The organism is Flavobacteriaceae bacterium HL-DH10, from assembly GCA_031826515.1.
Taxonomy (GTDB): Bacteria; Bacteroidota; Bacteroidia; order Flavobacteriales; family Flavobacteriaceae; genus Thalassobellus; species Thalassobellus suaedae.
Genome location: CP134536.1, coordinates 2904065 through 2922863, shown reverse-complemented (window position 1 = coordinate 2922863; position 18799 = coordinate 2904065). Strand labels below are relative to the sequence as shown.

General features: G+C 30.4%; 18 protein-coding genes. 4 read left to right on the top strand and 14 right to left on the bottom strand.

Annotated elements, in window-relative coordinates; genetic code table 11:
- Positions 1–69 precede the first annotated feature (69 nt).
- From RHP49_12485 to RHP49_12470, 4 genes are read left to right on the top strand one after another with little or no spacing between them, the layout of a single operon-like run.
- A complete protein-coding gene (locus RHP49_12485; GenBank protein WNH11715.1) occupies positions 70–1995 on the top strand; it encodes a BatA domain-containing protein in 1926 nt (641 codons plus the stop codon).
- Positions 1992–3245, top strand: a complete 1254-nt coding sequence (locus tag RHP49_12480) for a dihydroorotase (protein WNH11714.1) — start codon at positions 1992–1994, stop codon at positions 3243–3245. Before RHP49_12485 ends, RHP49_12480 begins: the two co-directional genes overlap by 4 nt.
- A gap of 4 nt (positions 3246–3249) precedes the next feature.
- The gene (locus RHP49_12475; protein WNH11713.1) at positions 3250–3588 is read left to right on the top strand and encodes a hypothetical protein; all 339 of its coding nucleotides are present in this window, start codon (positions 3250–3252) and stop codon (positions 3586–3588) included.
- Between the two features lie 3 nt (positions 3589–3591).
- A complete protein-coding gene (locus RHP49_12470; protein WNH11712.1) occupies positions 3592–4248 on the top strand; it encodes an alpha/beta fold hydrolase in 657 nt (218 codons plus the stop codon).
- A gap of 207 nt (positions 4249–4455) precedes the next feature.
- Here RHP49_12470 and RHP49_12465 read toward each other — a convergent pair whose 3' ends face one another.
- The 14 genes from RHP49_12465 to RHP49_12400 all read right to left on the bottom strand — a co-directional run bounded on the left by RHP49_12465 (position 4456) and on the right by RHP49_12400 (position 18747).
- Positions 4456–5781: an adenylate/guanylate cyclase domain-containing protein gene (locus tag RHP49_12465; protein WNH11711.1), complete on the bottom strand. Its 1326-nt coding sequence runs from the start codon at positions 5779–5781 to the stop codon at positions 4456–4458.
- 506 nt (positions 5782–6287) lie between these two features.
- Positions 6288–6989, bottom strand: coding sequence for a response regulator transcription factor (locus RHP49_12460; GenBank protein ID WNH11710.1), 702 nt, complete (start codon positions 6987–6989; stop codon positions 6288–6290).
- 2 nt (positions 6990–6991) lie between these two features.
- Positions 6992–8572 (bottom strand): HAMP domain-containing sensor histidine kinase, encoded by a 1581-nt coding sequence (locus RHP49_12455; protein ID WNH11709.1) that lies wholly within the window; start codon positions 8570–8572, stop codon positions 6992–6994.
- A gap of 77 nt (positions 8573–8649) precedes the next feature.
- Positions 8650–9240 (bottom strand): dephospho-CoA kinase, encoded by a 591-nt coding sequence (gene coaE / locus RHP49_12450; GenBank protein WNH11708.1) that lies wholly within the window; start codon positions 9238–9240, stop codon positions 8650–8652.
- Positions 9237–10199, bottom strand: coding sequence for a YbbR-like domain-containing protein (locus tag RHP49_12445; protein WNH11707.1), 963 nt, complete (start codon positions 10197–10199; stop codon positions 9237–9239). Before RHP49_12445 ends, coaE begins: the two co-directional genes overlap by 4 nt.
- The gene (locus tag RHP49_12440; GenBank protein WNH11706.1) at positions 10196–11203 is read right to left on the bottom strand and encodes a glycosyltransferase; all 1008 of its coding nucleotides are present in this window, start codon (positions 11201–11203) and stop codon (positions 10196–10198) included. Before RHP49_12440 ends, RHP49_12445 begins: the two co-directional genes overlap by 4 nt.
- A 64-nt stretch (positions 11204–11267) precedes the next feature.
- The gene (locus RHP49_12435) at positions 11268–12086 is read right to left on the bottom strand and encodes an SDR family oxidoreductase (GenBank protein WNH11705.1); all 819 of its coding nucleotides are present in this window, start codon (positions 12084–12086) and stop codon (positions 11268–11270) included.
- 158 nt (positions 12087–12244) lie between these two features.
- The gene (gene recN / locus RHP49_12430; protein WNH11704.1) at positions 12245–13897 is read right to left on the bottom strand and encodes a DNA repair protein RecN; all 1653 of its coding nucleotides are present in this window, start codon (positions 13895–13897) and stop codon (positions 12245–12247) included.
- Between the two features lie 64 nt (positions 13898–13961).
- Positions 13962–14849, bottom strand: a complete 888-nt coding sequence (locus RHP49_12425) for a DUF4835 family protein (GenBank protein ID WNH11703.1) — start codon at positions 14847–14849, stop codon at positions 13962–13964.
- Complete coding sequence (gene coaBC / locus RHP49_12420; protein WNH11702.1) at positions 14842–16053, bottom strand: bifunctional phosphopantothenoylcysteine decarboxylase/phosphopantothenate--cysteine ligase CoaBC; 1212 nt, start codon at positions 16051–16053, stop codon at positions 14842–14844. The genes RHP49_12425 and coaBC overlap by 8 nt, the downstream gene beginning before the upstream one ends.
- A gap of 9 nt (positions 16054–16062) precedes the next feature.
- Positions 16063–16392 (bottom strand): DNA-directed RNA polymerase subunit omega, encoded by a 330-nt coding sequence (locus RHP49_12415; protein WNH11701.1) that lies wholly within the window; start codon positions 16390–16392, stop codon positions 16063–16065.
- 12 nt (positions 16393–16404) lie between these two features.
- The gene (gene bamD, locus RHP49_12410; GenBank protein WNH11700.1) at positions 16405–17232 is read right to left on the bottom strand and encodes an outer membrane protein assembly factor BamD; all 828 of its coding nucleotides are present in this window, start codon (positions 17230–17232) and stop codon (positions 16405–16407) included.
- A 116-nt stretch (positions 17233–17348) separates the two neighbouring features.
- The gene (gene dapA / locus RHP49_12405; GenBank protein ID WNH11699.1) at positions 17349–18227 is read right to left on the bottom strand and encodes a 4-hydroxy-tetrahydrodipicolinate synthase; all 879 of its coding nucleotides are present in this window, start codon (positions 18225–18227) and stop codon (positions 17349–17351) included.
- Positions 18220–18747 carry a hypothetical protein gene (locus RHP49_12400; GenBank protein ID WNH11698.1) on the bottom strand — a complete coding sequence of 176 codons (528 nt, stop codon included), beginning with the start codon at positions 18745–18747 and terminating at the stop codon, positions 18220–18222. Before RHP49_12400 ends, dapA begins: the two co-directional genes overlap by 8 nt.
- Positions 18748–18799: the final 52 nt, after the last annotated feature.

The window sequence follows — 18799 nt, the reverse complement described above, 5'->3', positions numbered from 1 at the left end:
CTACTGATTTTATTTCAATCTTTCTGAAATATGAAAAAAATTATGTAGGTTTGACTAATCTAAAAAGAAATGCAGTTTAAACACCCCGAACTTCTTTACGCTTTATTTTTACTGCTCATCCCTATTATTGTTCATTTATTTCAGTTACGAAAGTTTCAAAAAGTCGCCTTTACTAATGTCGCTTTTTTAAAAGAGGCAACTTTACAAACCCGTAAAAGTTCGCAGATAAAAAAGTGGCTTATTCTTTTAACTAGATTACTATTAATCGCTGCAATTGTTATAGCATTTACACAACCTTTTACATCTAAAATTAATACGTTTAAAACTAAAAAAGAAACCGTTATCTATATAGATAATTCGTTTAGTACGCAAGCAAAAGGAAGTCAGGGAGAATTACTAAAGCGTGCGATTCAAGATATTATTAGTCATGTTCCTGAAACAGAAAATATGTCGGTAATTACAAACGATAAAGTTTTTAAAAACACCACTATTAATGCTATAAAAAATGAATTATTACAACTTAGTTATTCACCAAATAGTTTAACAACACAAGCTGTTTTATTAAAAGGCAACACACTTTTTAGTAAACAAACAAATAGCTTAAAAAACTTAATTCTGATTTCTGATTTTCAAGAAAACAACACCCCTTTAACTATTGAAAAAGATTCATTAACAAACATTCATTTTGTAAAATTACAACCTGTAAATACTCATAACATTTCTGTTGACAGCGTTTTTATTTCTGAAAAAACAGCAAGAGCTATTAACCTAAAAGTTATTTTAAAAAACAATGGCTCACCCATTGAAAACTTACCCATTTCACTCTTTAATAATGACACTTTAATAGCAAAAACTTCGGTAGCCATTACTAAAGAAGCCAACACTACTTTTTCTGTTCCTGCTAATACGATTATAAACGGAAAAATAACGATAAATGACTCCAACTTACAGTTTGACAACACCTTGTTTTTCAACATCAACAATACATCTAAAATAAATGTATTAGCTTTAAACGCTACAGACGATTCCTTTTTAAAACGCATTTACACAAATGATGAATTTAATTATATTTCAACAACAGAAAATCAATTAAATTATAGTCTATTAGAATCTCAAAACCTTATTATTCTAAATGAATTGAGCAGTATTCCAAACGCTTTAACAGCTGCTTTAAAAGCATTTACGAATCAAGGAGGTTCTATTATTATAATTCCTTCAAAAGACATAACGAACACCTCATATAATACGCTATTATTAAACTATCAGGCTTCTTTTAATGAAGTGATTCAAACCGAAAAACGCATCACAACTATTAATTATGCGCATCCATTATACAACAATGGCGTATTTGAAAAGCAAGTCAGCAACTTTCAATACCCAAAAGTAAATAGCTACTTTAATGCCAATTTAAATAACGCTTCAAGCATCTTAAAATATGAAGACGGCAAACCCTTCTTATTTCAAAATAATTATGCTTATATTTTTACTTCAGCTTTAAATAACGAAAATTCAAATTTCAAAAACTCTCCTTTAATTGTTCCTACTTTATATAATATTGGAAAGCAAAGTTTTAAAACTCCTGAATTATATTACACCATTGGTAAAAACAATACATTTGATGTAAGCACACAACTAAAACAAGATGCTGTTTTATCGCTTACAACTAAGGTTATTAACATGATTCCAGAACAGCGTTATTTTAATAATAAAGTTGTTATAAAAACTTCTGAGGCACCTAACGACGCTAATATTTACGCTGTAAAAAATAATAATTCAACGATAAAAAACGTAAGTTATAATTACAGCAGAACTGAAAGTGATTTAGTTTACAAAGACCTATCTAACATTAAAAACATAATACTTAGCAATTCTATCTCAAAAACGTTTGATACCATAAAAAGTGATACAAAAATTAATGCGCTATGGAAATGGTTTGTTATTTTTGCATTAGCGTTATTAATTATTGAAATGCTCATCTTAAAATATTTTAAATGAACATACTTATAAAGTCTGCCACAATTATAGATTCTAAAAGCGAGTTTCATAATACAACTCAAGATTTATTAATTGAAAATGGTGTGATTACTAAGATTGCCAGCACGATTAAAAACCCTAACAATTATCAAGAAATAGCATTAGAAAACCTCCATATATCTCAAGGATGGTTTGATAGTAGTGTTTGTTTTGGAGAGCCTGGTTTTGAAGAGCGTGACACCATAAAGAACGGACTTAAAACAGCCGCAGCTTCTGGTTTTACAACCGTTGCTATGAATGCGAACACCAATCCGGTAATAGATTCTAATTCCGATATTACTTTTGTTAATTCTAAAGCCAGTAATAACGCAGTAACCTTATTACCCATTGGGGCGCTAACTGTTGGCAGCCAAGGTATTGATTTAGCCGAACTTTACGATATGAATACAGCGGGTGCAGTGGCTTTTTCAGATTACCAAAAACCTATTAGCAATCCCAATCTCATGAAAATTGCTTTGCAATACGCTAGTAATTTTAATGGATTAGTTTGCTCATTTCCTCAGGAAAACAAAATAGCTGGTCATGGTGTTATGAACGAGCATATTACTAGTACAACACTTGGACTTAAAGGAAACCCGTCACTTGCTGAAGAATTACAAATTGCTCGCGATTTATTTCTATTAGAATACACAGAAGGTAAATTACATATTCCAACCATTTCTACTGCAAAATCGGTTGCATTAATAAGAGAAGCAAAAAAGAAGAAATTAAACGTAAGTTGTAGCGTCGCTATTCATAATTTATATTTCACTGACGATGTATTAAACGATTTTAATACACATTTTAAAGTTTTGCCACCTCTTCGCACCCAAACAGATGTAGACGCCTTAATTGAAGGTATAAAAGACGGCACTATAGATATGGTAACAAGCGACCACAATCCTATTGATATTGAACACAAGAAAATAGAATTTGACCATGCCGCTTATGGTACTATTGGATTAGAAAGTGCTTTTGGTGCGCTTCAATCTATATTTACCATAAAGAAAACCATAGAACTTTTAAGCAAAGGAAAAACTAGATTTGGAATAGAAACCACCCCTATAAACATAGGAAACAAAGTGAACATATCACTTTTTAATCCAGATACGAAATATACATTTTCAACAAAAAATATAGTCTCAAAATCTAAAAACGCCATTTTTGAAGGTGAGGTTTTAAAAGGACAAGTTTATGGTATTATTGCAAACAACAACATAGCTTTAAATTAAAATAATGACAGAACAAGATATCGAAAGAGGACGTAAAAATGCCATTATTAGTTATTTAACTATTATAGGTGTAATCATTGCTTTTTATTTAAACAAAGAAGACGATAAGAAAAGTGACTTTGCTAGTTTCCATATTAGACAATCTTTAGGTTTATGGCTTACTTTTTGGGCTTTAGGCTACCCTATTGGAAGCTTTGATAATTGGATGATTTCCATTGGTTTTTATGTGTTTTTTGCAGTACTTTTCATTTACGGATTTACAGGTGCTCTTGGCAGAAAAGCACAAGAAGTTCCTTTAGTTGGAGCATTCTATCAAAAACTTTTTAAAAACTTAGACAACTAAAACATGGTAAATACAGCACTGTCGTTACAACATATTATTCGTAAATCTTCTTTAATTGAAAATGCACCTTTATTAATCATGCTTCATGGTTACGGAAGCGATGAGAACGATTTGTTTTCATTTGCAAACGAATTACCAGAAGAACTCTTCATTATCTCTGTTAAAGCGCCTTACACCATGCAGCCTTACGGAAATGCTTGGTATGCTATTAATTTTGATGCCGAAAAAGGCAAATGGAACGATAACGAACAGGCAAAAGAATCACGCGATTTAATAGCTAAATTTATTGATGAAGCCATTGCAGCATATCCTGTTAATAAAAACAATGTCTCCCTTTTAGGATTTAGTCAAGGTAGTATTTTAAGCTATGCTGTGGCGTTAACATATCCTGAAAAAGTTAAAAACGTGGTGGCTTTAAGTGGTTATATCAATCAAGATATATTCCCTGATGATATCAACCAAAAAGACTATTCGAATTTAGACTTTTACTGTTCTCATGGTAGTGTAGATCAGGTAATCCCTGTGCAATGGGCACAACAAACGCCTCCGTTTTTAAAAAGCTTAAACATTGCTCATAAATACTCCGAATTCCCTGTAGGACATGGCGTAGCACCACAAAATTTTTATGAGCTTAAAGATTGGTTGAGTAAACGAATCTAATGACTTTTTTTACAGCCGAAGGTTTATCTCCCTATTTGACTTCGTCAGAAAAAATAGCTAACTTCGTTTAACATTAGATATAAAATATTAAAACGATTTCATATCAAGTCGTTAGGCACAATAATAAAATAGTGTAACAAAAAATATCTACTCGTTTTCTATTAGTAACATTGATCCAAATTAATTAGACGTAACAGAACTCTTTTGCTAGGCGTACTTTTTCATTTCTGAAGTTATTATAGTCAGTGCTTGTTCCCAAGCAGATAGTAATTGTCCTGAATACATTTCTCCAAGCTCTTCTTCAATTGTCTCAAGAAGGGACGACAATACGATTGGATAATGTTCTTTACGTACTCCGTAGCGAGAATGACTTTCACCAAGTAATTTTAATCCCATTTTTAAATGATCTGGTCTACTCATCGAATAAACAATTCCTCCAAGCATATGTGTTAAAAGTCTTCCTTGTGAAGTCATATTTTTTTTAAATAACAATCTCACTTCTGGAGCTTTTTCAAAAACTCTATCGTAAAATTTAGAAGCGAATTCTTCCTCATTTCTCAACAAATAGTCCAATGAGCACTGCAATTGAAGTTGAACATCCATTTCTTTAAATCCTTTTAACTCATATATCTTGGTTTGATGCTCATGTCCTGCCATTTGATTACTAAATTCTTGGCCAATATCTAATGTGTCTTTTGGAACCCCTCGATAAATAGAATCCGAAATCAATATACTTGTTTTAACCTCTTTATTAAAAGATTGTATCCTACTTGCAGTATTGACAGGATCACCTACAACAGCAAATTGTTTATGCTTGGGATGACCTAAATGACCAATATAAGCCTTACCGAAATTTATTCCAATCCCCATTTTAATGTTAATATCAAAATCGACCAATTCCGTATGATTAAGCCTTTTAATCGCATATTGCATACCTAAGGCGGCTCGAATAGCATCTTTACAATTCTTGTCTCGCATACCACCAGACACTCCAAATAAACCTACAATTTCATCCCCAACATATTGGTAAATAATACCGTTGTTAATTAAAATAGGATCGCCAAGAACCGTATAGAATCGGTTTAATATGTGAGCAATATCAAATGTGTTATTCTCTGAGACTATTTTAGTAAATCCACGAATATCACAAAACAAAATGGCAATAGCTCTTTCTTCGGCAACTCCATCAGGAACAGTTTCTAATTGCAGTTGATTAACTTCAGAACTGGTCCAAACCAATCGCTCTATACTTACATCGTCTTTTGCATAACACTGGCATGCTAATCTAATTGACGGATCCCATTTCCGAATACGTGTGGTTTCTTTTTCTATTAGTGTTCTAGGAGTTAAGTTGTTATGACCTTCAATAACTCTAATGCGACAGGTAGTACATCGTCCATTCCCTCCACATTCATGAAGGTGGGGTATTTGGTTCATTATGGAACAATCTAGAAGTGTAGCATTCGGATCATCTAATACTATTTCTTGGTTAATCCCTGTATACGTAATATTTGGTTTTTTAATGATAGGCATAAAACTAGTTTAATAGAATTATTAAAATTAGAAAATAATTACGATTTTTACTAACTAATGTTTTTTTTACTTTTTGAATGATTTAAATAATAATAATAATAATACAAGCAAGAACAAATCTGAAATTGACAGATTGAAAATTAAAAAGGAAATGTCATTATTTTGCATAAAATAGATGAAAAAAATGTCTAAATTGTAATTAAACACCTGAATTTATCGAAAAAGGAAAAGACAGTATAATATTTAATAAGTCTTATTTTCTGACTACAGAATATTTAAAGATAAAATACTGTGCCTAACAACGTTTAAAAAAATTGCTAGTTTTAGCTAAACCAAAGTTAGTTGCTCGTTTGCTAGCTTCTGATTTTCCTTCGGAAAATCCTCGCACACAAACACGAACTTTCCATATACATCAACGTTAAACGACACTTTAAATTTTCAACAAAATCATATCCATAAAAAAATCCAGCAAAAGCTGGATTTTAGAATATTATGTACTAGAATTTTTAGTTAACTACTAATCTAAAACCTTCGCCATGGATATTAAGTATTTCTACTTTGTCGTCTAGTTTTAAGTACTTACGTAATTTAGCAATATACACATCCATACTACGAGATGTAAAATAATTATCGTCTCTCCATATTTTAGTTAAAGCTAATTCACGAGGCATTAAATCGTTTTCATGTAACGCTAATAAACGTAATAACTCATTTTCTTTTGGCGATAATTTAATAGGTTCTCCTCCATCAAATTTTAAAAAACGTAATTTAGAATTTAAATCGAAACGCCCTATTTTAAATTCAAACTGTTTGCTATCAGATATGGTTTCTGTTGCCTTACGCTGTATAATAGCTTTTAATTTCATCAACAGCACTTCGCTATCAAAGGGTTTATTTAAATAATCATCTGCTCCAACTTTATAGCCTTTTAAAACATCTTCTTTCATGGTTTTTGCTGTTAAAAACACAATAGGAATATCGGTGTTTTTTTCGCGAATTTCTTTAGCCAATGTAAATCCGTCTTTATAAGGCATCATAACATCTAGAATACACAAATCGAAATCGTCTTTTTTAAACTTTTCAAATCCTTCCATCCCATTTTTCGCATGAACAACATCGTAATCGTTCATCATTAAATAATCTTTAAGAACAGTACCGAAGTTTGGATCGTCTTCAACTAATAAAATTTTCTTGTTTTGTGCTTCCATAGTTATGTTATTATTGGAAGTTTAATTGTAAATGTACTTCCGTTATCTTTTTCACTCTCTGCAGACACATGACCTTGATGATCGTCTACAATTCTTTTCACATACGCAAGACCTAGACCGTGTCCTTTTACGTTATGTATATTTCCAGTATGCTCTCTATAAAATTTTTCGAACACACGTTTTAAGGCAGCTTTACTCATACCGCTACCATGATCTTTTATTTTTAATATAATATTGTTTCCAACATTTTCTGTATACACTTCTATTTTTGGTGCATTTGGAGAATATTTTATAGCATTATCCAAAATATTTACTATTACATTAGTAAAGTGAGTTTCATTTGCTAAAAAGGATGAATTCTCTGCATTTAAAAATGTTTTTATATAGCCTTGTCTATCTTCAATTATAAGCTCTACATGTGTTATTGCATCTAGAATTAAATCGTGTAAATTAACTCTATCTTTACTAATATTTAATTCGTTTTTTTCTAGTTTAGAGATTCTTAAAACGTTTTCAACCTGCGCATGCATTCGTTTATTTTCCTCTTTTATCATGTTAAGATAACGCAAAACTTTGTCTTTATCACCAATAATTTTAGGATTCTTAATAGAATCTAAAGCCAAATTTATTGTGGCTATTGGTGTTTTAAATTCATGCGTCATGTTATTTATAAAATCTGTTTTTATTTCAGATATTTTTCTTTGCTTAATTAATTGATATAATGAACTGGTATAAGCTATTATAATGATTAATGTAAAAACCACCGATAACAATATCATTTTTATTACAGATGACAAAATGTATTTTCCATCTCCAGGGAAATTAACCAAAAGTTTATAAGGTGTTTGGTTAGTATCATCATAAAAAATTGGTGTACTAAAAGTTGATTCTACATCATTCTCAAAATTATCACTTTGTACTTTTGTTGCTAAATCATTACTATAAATAGCAAACTCATAATCTATATCAATATCATTTTCGGTTAATTTTTTAAATAATAATGTTTTTATTTCTTCTTCAGAAACTCTTTTATATATTGGTTTTCTTTTTAAAACTTGTTTAAAATTCTTTTCAAAATACTTTTTATTTTCCTCTAAAATTGGACCACTATTAGTAATTCTTGTAATAGGGCTCTGCTTAAAATCTTTATCTTTTAAATCTGAATTTTGAAAAATTTCAATTTTAGATTCTTGATTCAATGATTTTAAATTGAATAAAGAATCATTATCGATACCAGCATCTAATAATGAAGAAGATAGTTTATAATTTTCTTCTAAAACCCCTTGACTGTAAAACAAGGTTTCATTGGTTCTCTTATTTGTCTGAATGAAAAATAATTGAGAGACAATTGTTGAATCTGATTTTTTCTTATTATCTAATTGTTGATATATTTGAAAATAATTATCAAACTCTCTTTCCTCAATTGTATTAGAGACATAACTTAAAGACTTCTTTACGTTATATTTAAAGCGCTCCTTTTCATTTTGAACCGAATCGTTTATATAATAAGCCTGCACAGATATAATACCTATAAGCGATAAACTCATTAAAACGATTAACAATACAAATACTCTTTTACTCATTGCTCAAAATTAACATTTTAACATTTAGTCCACTTGCCTTTTAACCTTACATTAACAGAAATGTTAAAATTGGTTATTTATTGCAGGTTTTTAAGAATCTGGTTATGCACTTCAAGCACCTGTTCTTTAGTGTTTTCAAGAGAGATATTTTCAATAACAAAATGAGAACGTTTTACCTTTTCTTCATCTGTCCATTGGTTATTCATAATAGCTTCAATGTTGGCTTTTGTTGTATTATCGCGTTGCAACAAGCGTTTAATTCTTAAATCTTTAGGAGCTGTAACAGTAATTACAAAATCACATTGTTTATAGCCATCATTTTCAAAAAGAATAGCCACCTCTTTTATAATATATGGTGCTTCTTGCTTTAGCACCCATTTTTGAAAATGTTTTGCGACTCTAGGATGAACAATAGCATTCATTTTTTGCAAATATGCTTTATCGTTAAAAATGATATTTGCTATAAAAGGTTTATTTAATTCTTCATTAACATAAGCATTGGCTCCAAATAACTGAATGAGTTTTCTTTTAATTATTTTAGATCTATTCATTAGTTTTTTAGCCTCTTCATCGGCTATATAAACAGGGATTCCAAGTTTTTCCTTAAACACTTTAGCAACCGTAGTTTTACCACTTCCTATACCGCCTGTTAAACCAACTATTATCATTCTGTTATTATAAATTCTATATGTTTTTGATTTATTTTTGCGTTTTTTACAAGTTTAGGAATCTTTACCAACTCTGGTATTAAAACTGACTGATTGTTAGATATTTTATTATAATCACATACTACTTTAAAATCTGTACTATTTATGGAATTAAAATTACTTAAACTTACAGAATAGGATACATTAACTTCTTTTGGAAAAAACTTTAAACTTCTATCTGGAGGAACATTTATAACATTCACTGGTATTTTTAATGTGCCTTCGGTAAACTTCTCTACATAGGCTTTTAAAATAACATTTTTGGTTGAAAACGTTAACTCCTTATTATTTTCTGGTAGTTTTAATTTTATGGTTTGTGATAAATTGGATCTGACTTCGGATAAGTAAACGGAATCTGTTTCAATGTTATTTATATTAGATACCAGCACCTTTGGACCAATTATTTGAACAGAATCTGGCTCTAAAACATAAGTTTCTGAAACATCATAACCAGGAGCAAATCCAATAGTAGCATTTAACTTTACGGGTACTCTTTTTATTAAATTAACATCATAAAGAAACACTAAAGTATCAGGGGAAATATTTAACAATTCTACATTTTTATCAAACTGTGTGTTCTTCAAAAATGCCTTAGATTTACTCCAAATAAAAACAGAATCTCTTTTGTAAACATCTTTACTGAAATCAACTTTTATTTTGGGTTTTGAAAAATAATAATCTAACCATTTAAATCCATGCGTTTTTAAGGTAATAGCAAGAACCGTATTAGAATCATTTAATATAACATTTTCTTGAGGCACATTTACCTTATCAATATTAAATATAATAGTGTTAGTGTAATCCTTTGAAAGCTTTGTAAATATTAGAATTACAAAAGCCGACAATAAAAATAAAATGAAGACATTAATTCTTTTATTCTTTATAGATGCTAGTATGTCTGATTTAATTTTTCTTATCATTTCAATTTAAAAAATAGCTTAGGAAAATAATTTTCGGGGTCTTTATTTAATATTGAAATAGCAAAAGTAGATTTAATAAACCCGTAGCCATACCCTATAAACTGAACGCAAATAGCAATTAAAGCAAAGCATGATACTATAATACTCTTGGTAGACAATAACGCTACAATAAAAGCTAATAAAAAATATAAGGCATACCCTAATAACAGCCATTTAAAGTTAATAAAAAATAATAGCATAGCTAATATTAAACCTAAAATAAAAAAAGATGGAAACCAATAAGTTAACTTTTTAGTTGTTGGATGCCATGTATTTAATATTGGGCGCACTAAACCAAATTTATTAACCTGCTTATAAAAATTACTCCAAGAGATTCGCCGTTTATGGTATACAAAAGCTTCAGGTATTAACTTAGTTTTATACCCCAAATCCCATAGTCTTATAGATAAATCTGGATCTTCACCTGGATGAATACGTCCAAATCCTTTAGAAGCTTCAAACGCTTTTTTAGAAATACCCATATTAAAACTCCTAGGTTGAAACCGATCAACACTCTTTTTATTACCACGAATACCACCAGTAGTAATAAACGATGTCATTGAAAAATTAATCGCTTTTTGAAGATTTGTAAACGATTCGTGTGCTGCATCTGGTCCTCCAAAACAATCTACATAATCCTGCTTTAAACTCTTTTCTACTTCACTTAAATAATTTTCTGGAAGAATACAATCGGAATCTAAAATGATAAAATAATTACCTTTTGCATGTTGCATTCCGAAATTTCTAGAATCTCCAGGCCCTGAGTTTTCTTTATAGAAATAAGATATATCAAGCTTCGACTTGAAACTTTCTACAACTTCTTTTGAAGAAATAGAGGAGCCATCTTCTACAATAACAATTTCATATTGGGTACTCGTTTTTAAAGCCTCAAAACTCTCTAAAAGTTCTTGTACTTCGTCCGGACGATTATAAACTGGAATTATGAATGAATACTGTAATTGCATAACACAAATGTAACAAAAAAGCCACCGTTTTAAGGGTGGCTCGTTTTCTATATTTTAAAGAATTTTATTCTTCTCCCATAAAAGTACTCATTACAGCATCACTAACTCCCATGTTGCTAAAACCACCATCATGAAATAAGTTTTGTAATGTAACACGTTTTGTTAAATCGCTAAATAAAGAGACTGTATAATTTGCACAATCTAAAGCTGTTGCGTTTCCAAGAGGCGACATTTTATCTGCATAAGCAATAAAACCATCAAAACCTTTTACACCACTACCAGCTGTTGTTGGTGTTGGTGACTGAGAAATAGTGTTTACACGTACGTTTTTATCTCGTCCAAAGAAATACCCAAAACTACGTGCAATGCTTTCTAAATAAGCTTTATTATCTGCCATATCATTATAATCAGGAAATACACGTTGTGCCGCCATATAAGTTAAGGCAACAATACTTCCCCACTCATTCATAGCATCAGATTTATAAAGTGTTTGCATCAATTTATGAAAAGACATAGCAGAAACGTCTGTTCCTTTTTGTGTCCACTCATAATTCTGATCTGTATAATGCTTTCCTTTTCTAACATTTATAGACATTCCAATTGAGTGCAATACAAAATCGATTTTCCCTCCTAAAATCTCCTGAGATTTATCGATTAAATTTTGTAAATCTTCTAATGAAGTTGCATCAGCAGGAATAATTTGAGAACCTGTTTTTTCAGCTAACTCATTAATTTGACCCATTCGCATTGCCACTGGTGCATTTGTTAATACAAATTGCCCGCCTTCTTCATGCACACGTTCTGCTGTTTTCCAAGCAATTGAATTTGAGTCTAAAGCTCCAAAAATGATTCCTTTTTTTCCTTTTAATAAATTATATGACATATTGGTTATTTTATATCTTAATTAGTTGATTAATTTAAAACTTACCATTGAACTCGTTTAAACTTTTCACAATTGTCTAAAAAGTCTAAACAACTTCATTAATATTACGGGCAAAAGTACTAAACTTTTAACTTATAACTTTTAACTTTTATTTTTTTTCAATTTAGTAGTTCTTTAGCATGGGCAATGGCAGATGAAGACATATCTAAACCGCCTAACATTTGGGCTATTTCTACAATACGCTCATCATGGTTTAGCTTCACTAAATTAGTTTGAGTCGTCTCATTCACATCTTCTTTATACACTTTAAAATGCGAATGTCCTTTCGCTGCAATTTGTGGTAAATGCGTAATAGAAAACACTTGCATGGTTTTACTCATTTGCAACATAATATCTCCCATTTTATTTGAAATCTCACCAGAAACACCTGTATCAATCTCATCAAACATAATGGTTGGCAACTGTATATAATTTGAAAGCATCGATTTAATAGCTAACATAATTCTTGATAATTCTCCTCCAGATGCTGCTTTTTTAAGCTCATTAAATTGTCCGCCCTTATTCGCTGAAAACAAAAAGGATAAATCATCTTTTCCATTAGCTAAAAAGTTGTTACCTAAAATAACGTCTATTTTAAACTGAGCATTTGGCATTCCTAAACTTGCCAATAGAGTTTCTAATTGTTGTTTTAATTGCGGTAAAACATCCAGTCTGTTTTTATGAATTGTTTGAGCAATGGTATTTAAAACATCTTCCTTACTTCTTATTTCCTCTTCTTTCTTTTTAATAGTACCATCTAAATTCTCAGTAACTGATACTTTGTCGTCTAAAGCATCTTTTATTGCAATTAATTCTGAAACATTTGCTGCGACATGCTTTTGCATTAAATTATGAAGTACTTTCAGTTTTGCATCTACAACTTCTAACCGCATAGGGTCAGCATCTATATTATCTTGTAGGACATCAACTTCTGTAAATACATCATCAATTTCTATAAGACTACTATTTACTCTGTTGAACAAATCTTCATACTTATTAGAAAACCCCGAAAGTTTTTGTAATACATTCTTTAATGACGTTAAACTTGACAAAACCCCTATTTGCTCTTCATTTAGTAACTGGTAGGCTTCAGATAGCTTTTCCTTTATGTTCTCAACATTATTTAACGTTTCGTATTCTTCTTCAAGAGTTTCTAATTCGCCATCAACTAAATTAGCCTCAATTAACTCATTTAATAAAAATGAATTATAATCATGCTCTTTTATGGCTTCAGCTTGAAAATCTAAAAGTGTTTTTAATTCTTTTTGAAGCTTCTTATAAACTTTTAATTCTACTCTATAATTTTCTAAAACGCCATCATTACTTCCTAAAGCATCAATAATTTGAAATTGAAAATCGTTGCTTGTAAGTTGTAAGGTTTGATGTTGCGAATGAATATCTATTAGGCGTTCTCCTAATAATTGCAGACTACTTAAATTAACAGGTGTGTCGTTTACAAATGCTCTGGACTTTCCTGAAGGTAAAATTTCTCTTCGAATAATAGTTTGGTCTTCATAATCTAAATCTTCGGCTTCAAATAGCGCTTTTAAATTATAATTAGACACTTTAAAAACAGCTTCAATAATACATTTCTGCGTGGTATCTTTTAAGCTACTTAAATCGGCACGCTTTCCTAAAATTAAAGATAGTCCTCCAAGTAAAATAGATTTACCGGCTCCTGTTTCTCCTGTAATTATTGAAAACCCCTCGTTAAAATTAACTTGAAGATGATCTATTAATGCGTAGTTTTTTATAGAAAGTGATGTAAGCAAAACTCTTTATGATATTTAAATTATAAAAATAAATATAGTGAAAGGGATTTAAATATGCCCCAATTTAAAAGGTAATATTTTGCCATTTACTACTGTGCATTGGCGCTACTTTTTGAAGTGTTTCTTTTAAGCTAGTAACATTAACATTAGGTCCTCCGCTAAAAATTTGTTCAATTTCATCCGCTTTGGCATCAAAAAAGGTACGTAACAAAAATGAATTAGGTCTTCTGTTATTCATTGCCTGAAACTTATTAACAGATGCTGCTATTTTCTCTTTCCCTTGCTTAACATTATTACTCATAACATCAAGACCATCTCTATGATATGTGTACATTACATCTCTGTACTCTTTAAATGTTGGTGATAACATATTATCTATTAAGGCAAATCTACTTTGCAAGCCATCTTCTACTTTCCATCCAGAAAAATTCCCTTGTTGTGAATAGTTTGTAATTATTTGCGCTTGTTTATAATAAGCATCTCCGCCGTTAGGAGAAAAAGAATCGGCGTCTAATCCTAAAATCATATAAATATGAAAGGATAAAACCGATATTAAATTAGATTCAAACTGATTCGGATTAAAAATTAAATTTTGAAATTCTAAATATCTAAAATTAAAATCTTTATCGTTAAAATTATAAACTGGTGTTGTAAAAGACGAACCAAAAACAGGTCTTGAAGATTGTACTTGTAAAGATGCTTGAAACGACTCCCCGCTATAACTTACCACATTTATAACCATACTACAATCTATACGCTCTTGTGCAGCAAAGGTTCTATTTGTCCATTTGGTGTTATTTACAAATTCGTTTAATTGCTTTTCTAAAGTCTTGAAAATAGGGAAGTTTTCATTACCGGTTTGTTGCGCATTTACAACTACATTACAATTTAATTCTTGCGAAATACCTGAAACTCCTATGCAAAACAATAAAATAGCTAAAATATTACGCATCAATTTCTTTTATAATTTTAGTTAATAAATCGGTTGCAACCTCTGCTTTTGACTTCAACTCAAATTGAGTTATGGTGTTTTTATCATCAATAAAAGTCACCTTATTAGTGTCTCCTTTAAAACCAGCGCCTTTATCGTTTAACGAATTTAAAACAATTAAGTTTAAATTCTTTCTTTTTAATTTGCCTTTTGCATTTTCAAGCTCATTATGAGTCTCTAATGCAAATCCAACTAAATATTGCTGTTTTTTTACAGCTCCTAAAGACGCTAAAATATCTTTTGTCTTTACTAAGTTTAAAGTTAACGTAGAATCGTTCTTTTTTATTTTCTGAGAAGCAACTTCTTTTGGTTTATAATCGGCTACTGCTGCAGAAAGTATTGCTACATCAACATCATTAAAATATTCATGAGCTGCATTATACATCTCTTCTGCACTGGTTACGGGAACAACATGAATGAAACTATGCGCTACTTTTTGATTCGTTGGTCCTGTAATTAAAATAACTTCAGCGCCTAAATTAGCAGAAGCTTTAGCTATTTCAAATCCCATTTTACCACTGGAATGATTACCTATAAAACGAACTGGATCAATAGCTTCATAAGTAGGACCAGCAGTAATAAGCACTTTTTTTCCGCGTAACGGAAGTTTACTTAGAATATCATTTTCGATAAAAGTTACAATATCTTCTGGTTCTGCCATTCTACCCGCTCCTACCAATCCGCTAGCTAATTCGCCACTTGTAGCAGGAATCATAATATTTCCGAAAGATTTTAATTTTTCAAAAGACGCTAAAGTAGATGGATGTTTGTACATATCTAAATCCATAGTAGGCGCAAAATACACAGGGCATTTTGCAGATAAATATGTTGCTAACAACAAATTGTCGCAAACGCCATTAGCCATTTTAGACATGGTATTTGCCGTAGCTGGAGCCACAACAAATAAATCTGCCCAAAGTCCTAAATCGACATGACTATTCCATACAGCTTCGTCATCATCTTCGTTTACAAAAGAGGAATATACTGGGTTTTTTGAAAGTGTTGATAGAGTTAAAGGTGTTACAAATTCTTTAGAAGAAGGTGTCATAACGACTTTTACGTTAGCACCTAATTTAACAAACAACCTTACTAGTGAAGCAGTTTTATAAGCGGCAATACCAGCACTAATGCCTAATAGTATGTTTTTGCCGCTTAATATTGACATTTTAAAAAATTATTCTTGAGAATCTTCCTCAGTATTTCTAAAATAAATTTTATCTGTTAGCCATTCTTGAACAGCTAAAGCATGAGGTTTTGGTAATTTTTCGTAAAATTTAGACACCTCAATTTGCTCTTTGTTTTCAAAGATTTCTTCCAGACTATCATTATAAGTAGCAAACTCTTCTAACTTATCAATAAGTTCTTTTTTAATCTCTGTGTTAATTTGCTCTGCACGTCTTGAAATAATTGAAATTGACTCGTATATATTCTCTGTTGGCTCGTCAATTTGATTTCTATCGTATGTTACAGTATTAACTGGAGCATTGGTTTTCTTTAAATCCATTATTATTGTTATTTAACTTTTAGTGCTGTATTTTTTTAATTCTTCTTCTAATGTTATAGCCATTTTATCTACTTCTTCAATATGCTTAGAATTAACATAAGTTTTTTTAAATGCTTCGTAATATTCTTTAGCCTCATTTAAACGGTTTTTCTTTAAAGAAACAATACCATTAGGAGTAATTTTATTTTCCCTACTATTAATAGCAAGTTTATATGCCGAATCCAATTTATAAAACAAAGCCTCTTCTCTTAAAGAAGACCCCGGGAATTCAAAAGCAAAATTATTAAATGATTTTACTGAAGCAGGATAATCTGATATCCGGTTATATTGCTTAGCAATTTCGAAAGCTTTTTTCTCTAATTTAAAATCCAGCTCTTTTACTAATTTATTAGCTTCTCCAACATATTGAGACTCTGGATATAAATTAATAAAAGTTTGAAGTTTTTCTATAGCATCTTTAGTTTCTTTTTGATCTTTACTATAAACTGGTGATAGCATGTAATAGCTTTTTGCGCTTAAAAACGAAGCTTCTTCAACTTTCTCACTTTTAGGATAGCTCGATGCAAAACGCTCGAATTGATAACCTGCAACATAGTAGTCTTTCATTTGATAAAATGAATTAGAATACAAATACATTAATTTTTCGGCTTGTGGCTTACCTCTATAATTAGGAACAATTAAAGCAAAAAGCTTATTTGCTTTTGCAAACTTACCTTCTTTATATAAATCTTCTCCCATCTTAAACTTTGTGGCTATATCTTCAGATTTTAATGCCTTTTGATATTCGCTACATGAGCTTAAAACAGTAAATGTTATTAATATGTAAAATAAATTTTTCATAAATATAAAACAGGGTGCAAAATTAAGTTATTAATATGGATTTTAAAAATATATTTTAATGCTAAATTAATTGCTTAAACATAGCAAGCATCAGGTTTAAGTAATATTTAACAATCCTAAAACTTATTTACAAAATCTTCTATCTTTTCTTTTAATTGATTCGATGCTGGTACTAAAGGTAATCTTACCGTGTCTTTACATAAGTTTAAAGCTTCAAAAACAGCTTTAATTCCCGCAGGATTATTTTCTTCAAAAATATAATCGATAACATCAACTAATCTATAATGAAGTTTGTAAGCTTCTTTAACTTCTCCATTTAACCCCAAACGTATCATATCAGAAAACTCTTTAGGGAATGCTTGCCCTATAACCGATATAACACCTGCACCTCCAGCTAAAACAATTCCTAACGCTAAATCGTCATCTCCAGAAATCACTAAAAAATCTTCGGGTTTATTTTTTATTAATTGTAAATAATTATAAACATTGTTACCAGCCTCTTTTACAGCTATAATGTTTTCAAAGTCGTTAGCCAGTCTTAACGTTGTTCCTGTTTCCATACCTTTTGAGGTACGACCAGGCACATTATACAAAATAATATCTACTGGAGATACTTCAGCAATGGCTTTAAAATGCTGATAAATTCCTTCTTGAGTTGGTTTGCTATAGTATGGAGAAACAGATAGAATTGCATCAATATTACTTAAATCTGTTGTTCTAATTTCTTCAATAACAGCCATCGTATTATTACCTCCAATTCCAAGAACCATTGGCAGTCTACCTTTATTAGCCTTAGAAATTGTAGCTATAACATCCTTTTTTTCTTGCTTAGTAATGGTTACACTTTCTCCCGTTGTTCCACAAATTACAAGATAATCGGTGCCATTATCAATATTATAATTTACAATATTTGCCAATGCCTCATGATCTACACTTAAATCTGATTTAAAAGGTGTAACCAAAGCAACTCCAGTTCCTAAAAACTTACTATTCATTTTTAATTTTATTTAATATAGTTAAGTATTTAAAAAGCTCCTTTTTAAATACATTAAATTCATTTATACTCGTTTTAATAATTAAATCATTTAAACGTTCATCTACTTGTAAAAGCCCCACTTTAAATTTAGCTTTAGACATAGCAGTAAGTGTCTTGAGTTCTAAAACATCTTTTTCATAAAAACTAACTAAAGCATCAAATTTTATATCCAAAAAAGACTGTAAGTCAATATTTTTAATAGCACCTTTCCAACCAAAATCTTTAGGATTGAAACAGGCTTCCCAAGCATTTGAATCATTTGTTTTACTTGAAGAAAAGGCTATTATTTTCAACTTATTTGGTCTGATTTTTAAACAAGTAGCTAAATCCCTTAGCTTTTCAAAACCATCAGTTTCATCTATATTTAAGATAATACCTAAGCTTTCAATCTTACTATCTGTAACACTTACTTGTCTTTTAGATAACAATTTGTTTAAGTACTTTTTATTAGATTTTTCTTTAAAACCTTTTAAAATCATTTACCTTTATACTTTGCGCAAAGGTAACAAAAGTACTTTCAAAACATAAGGT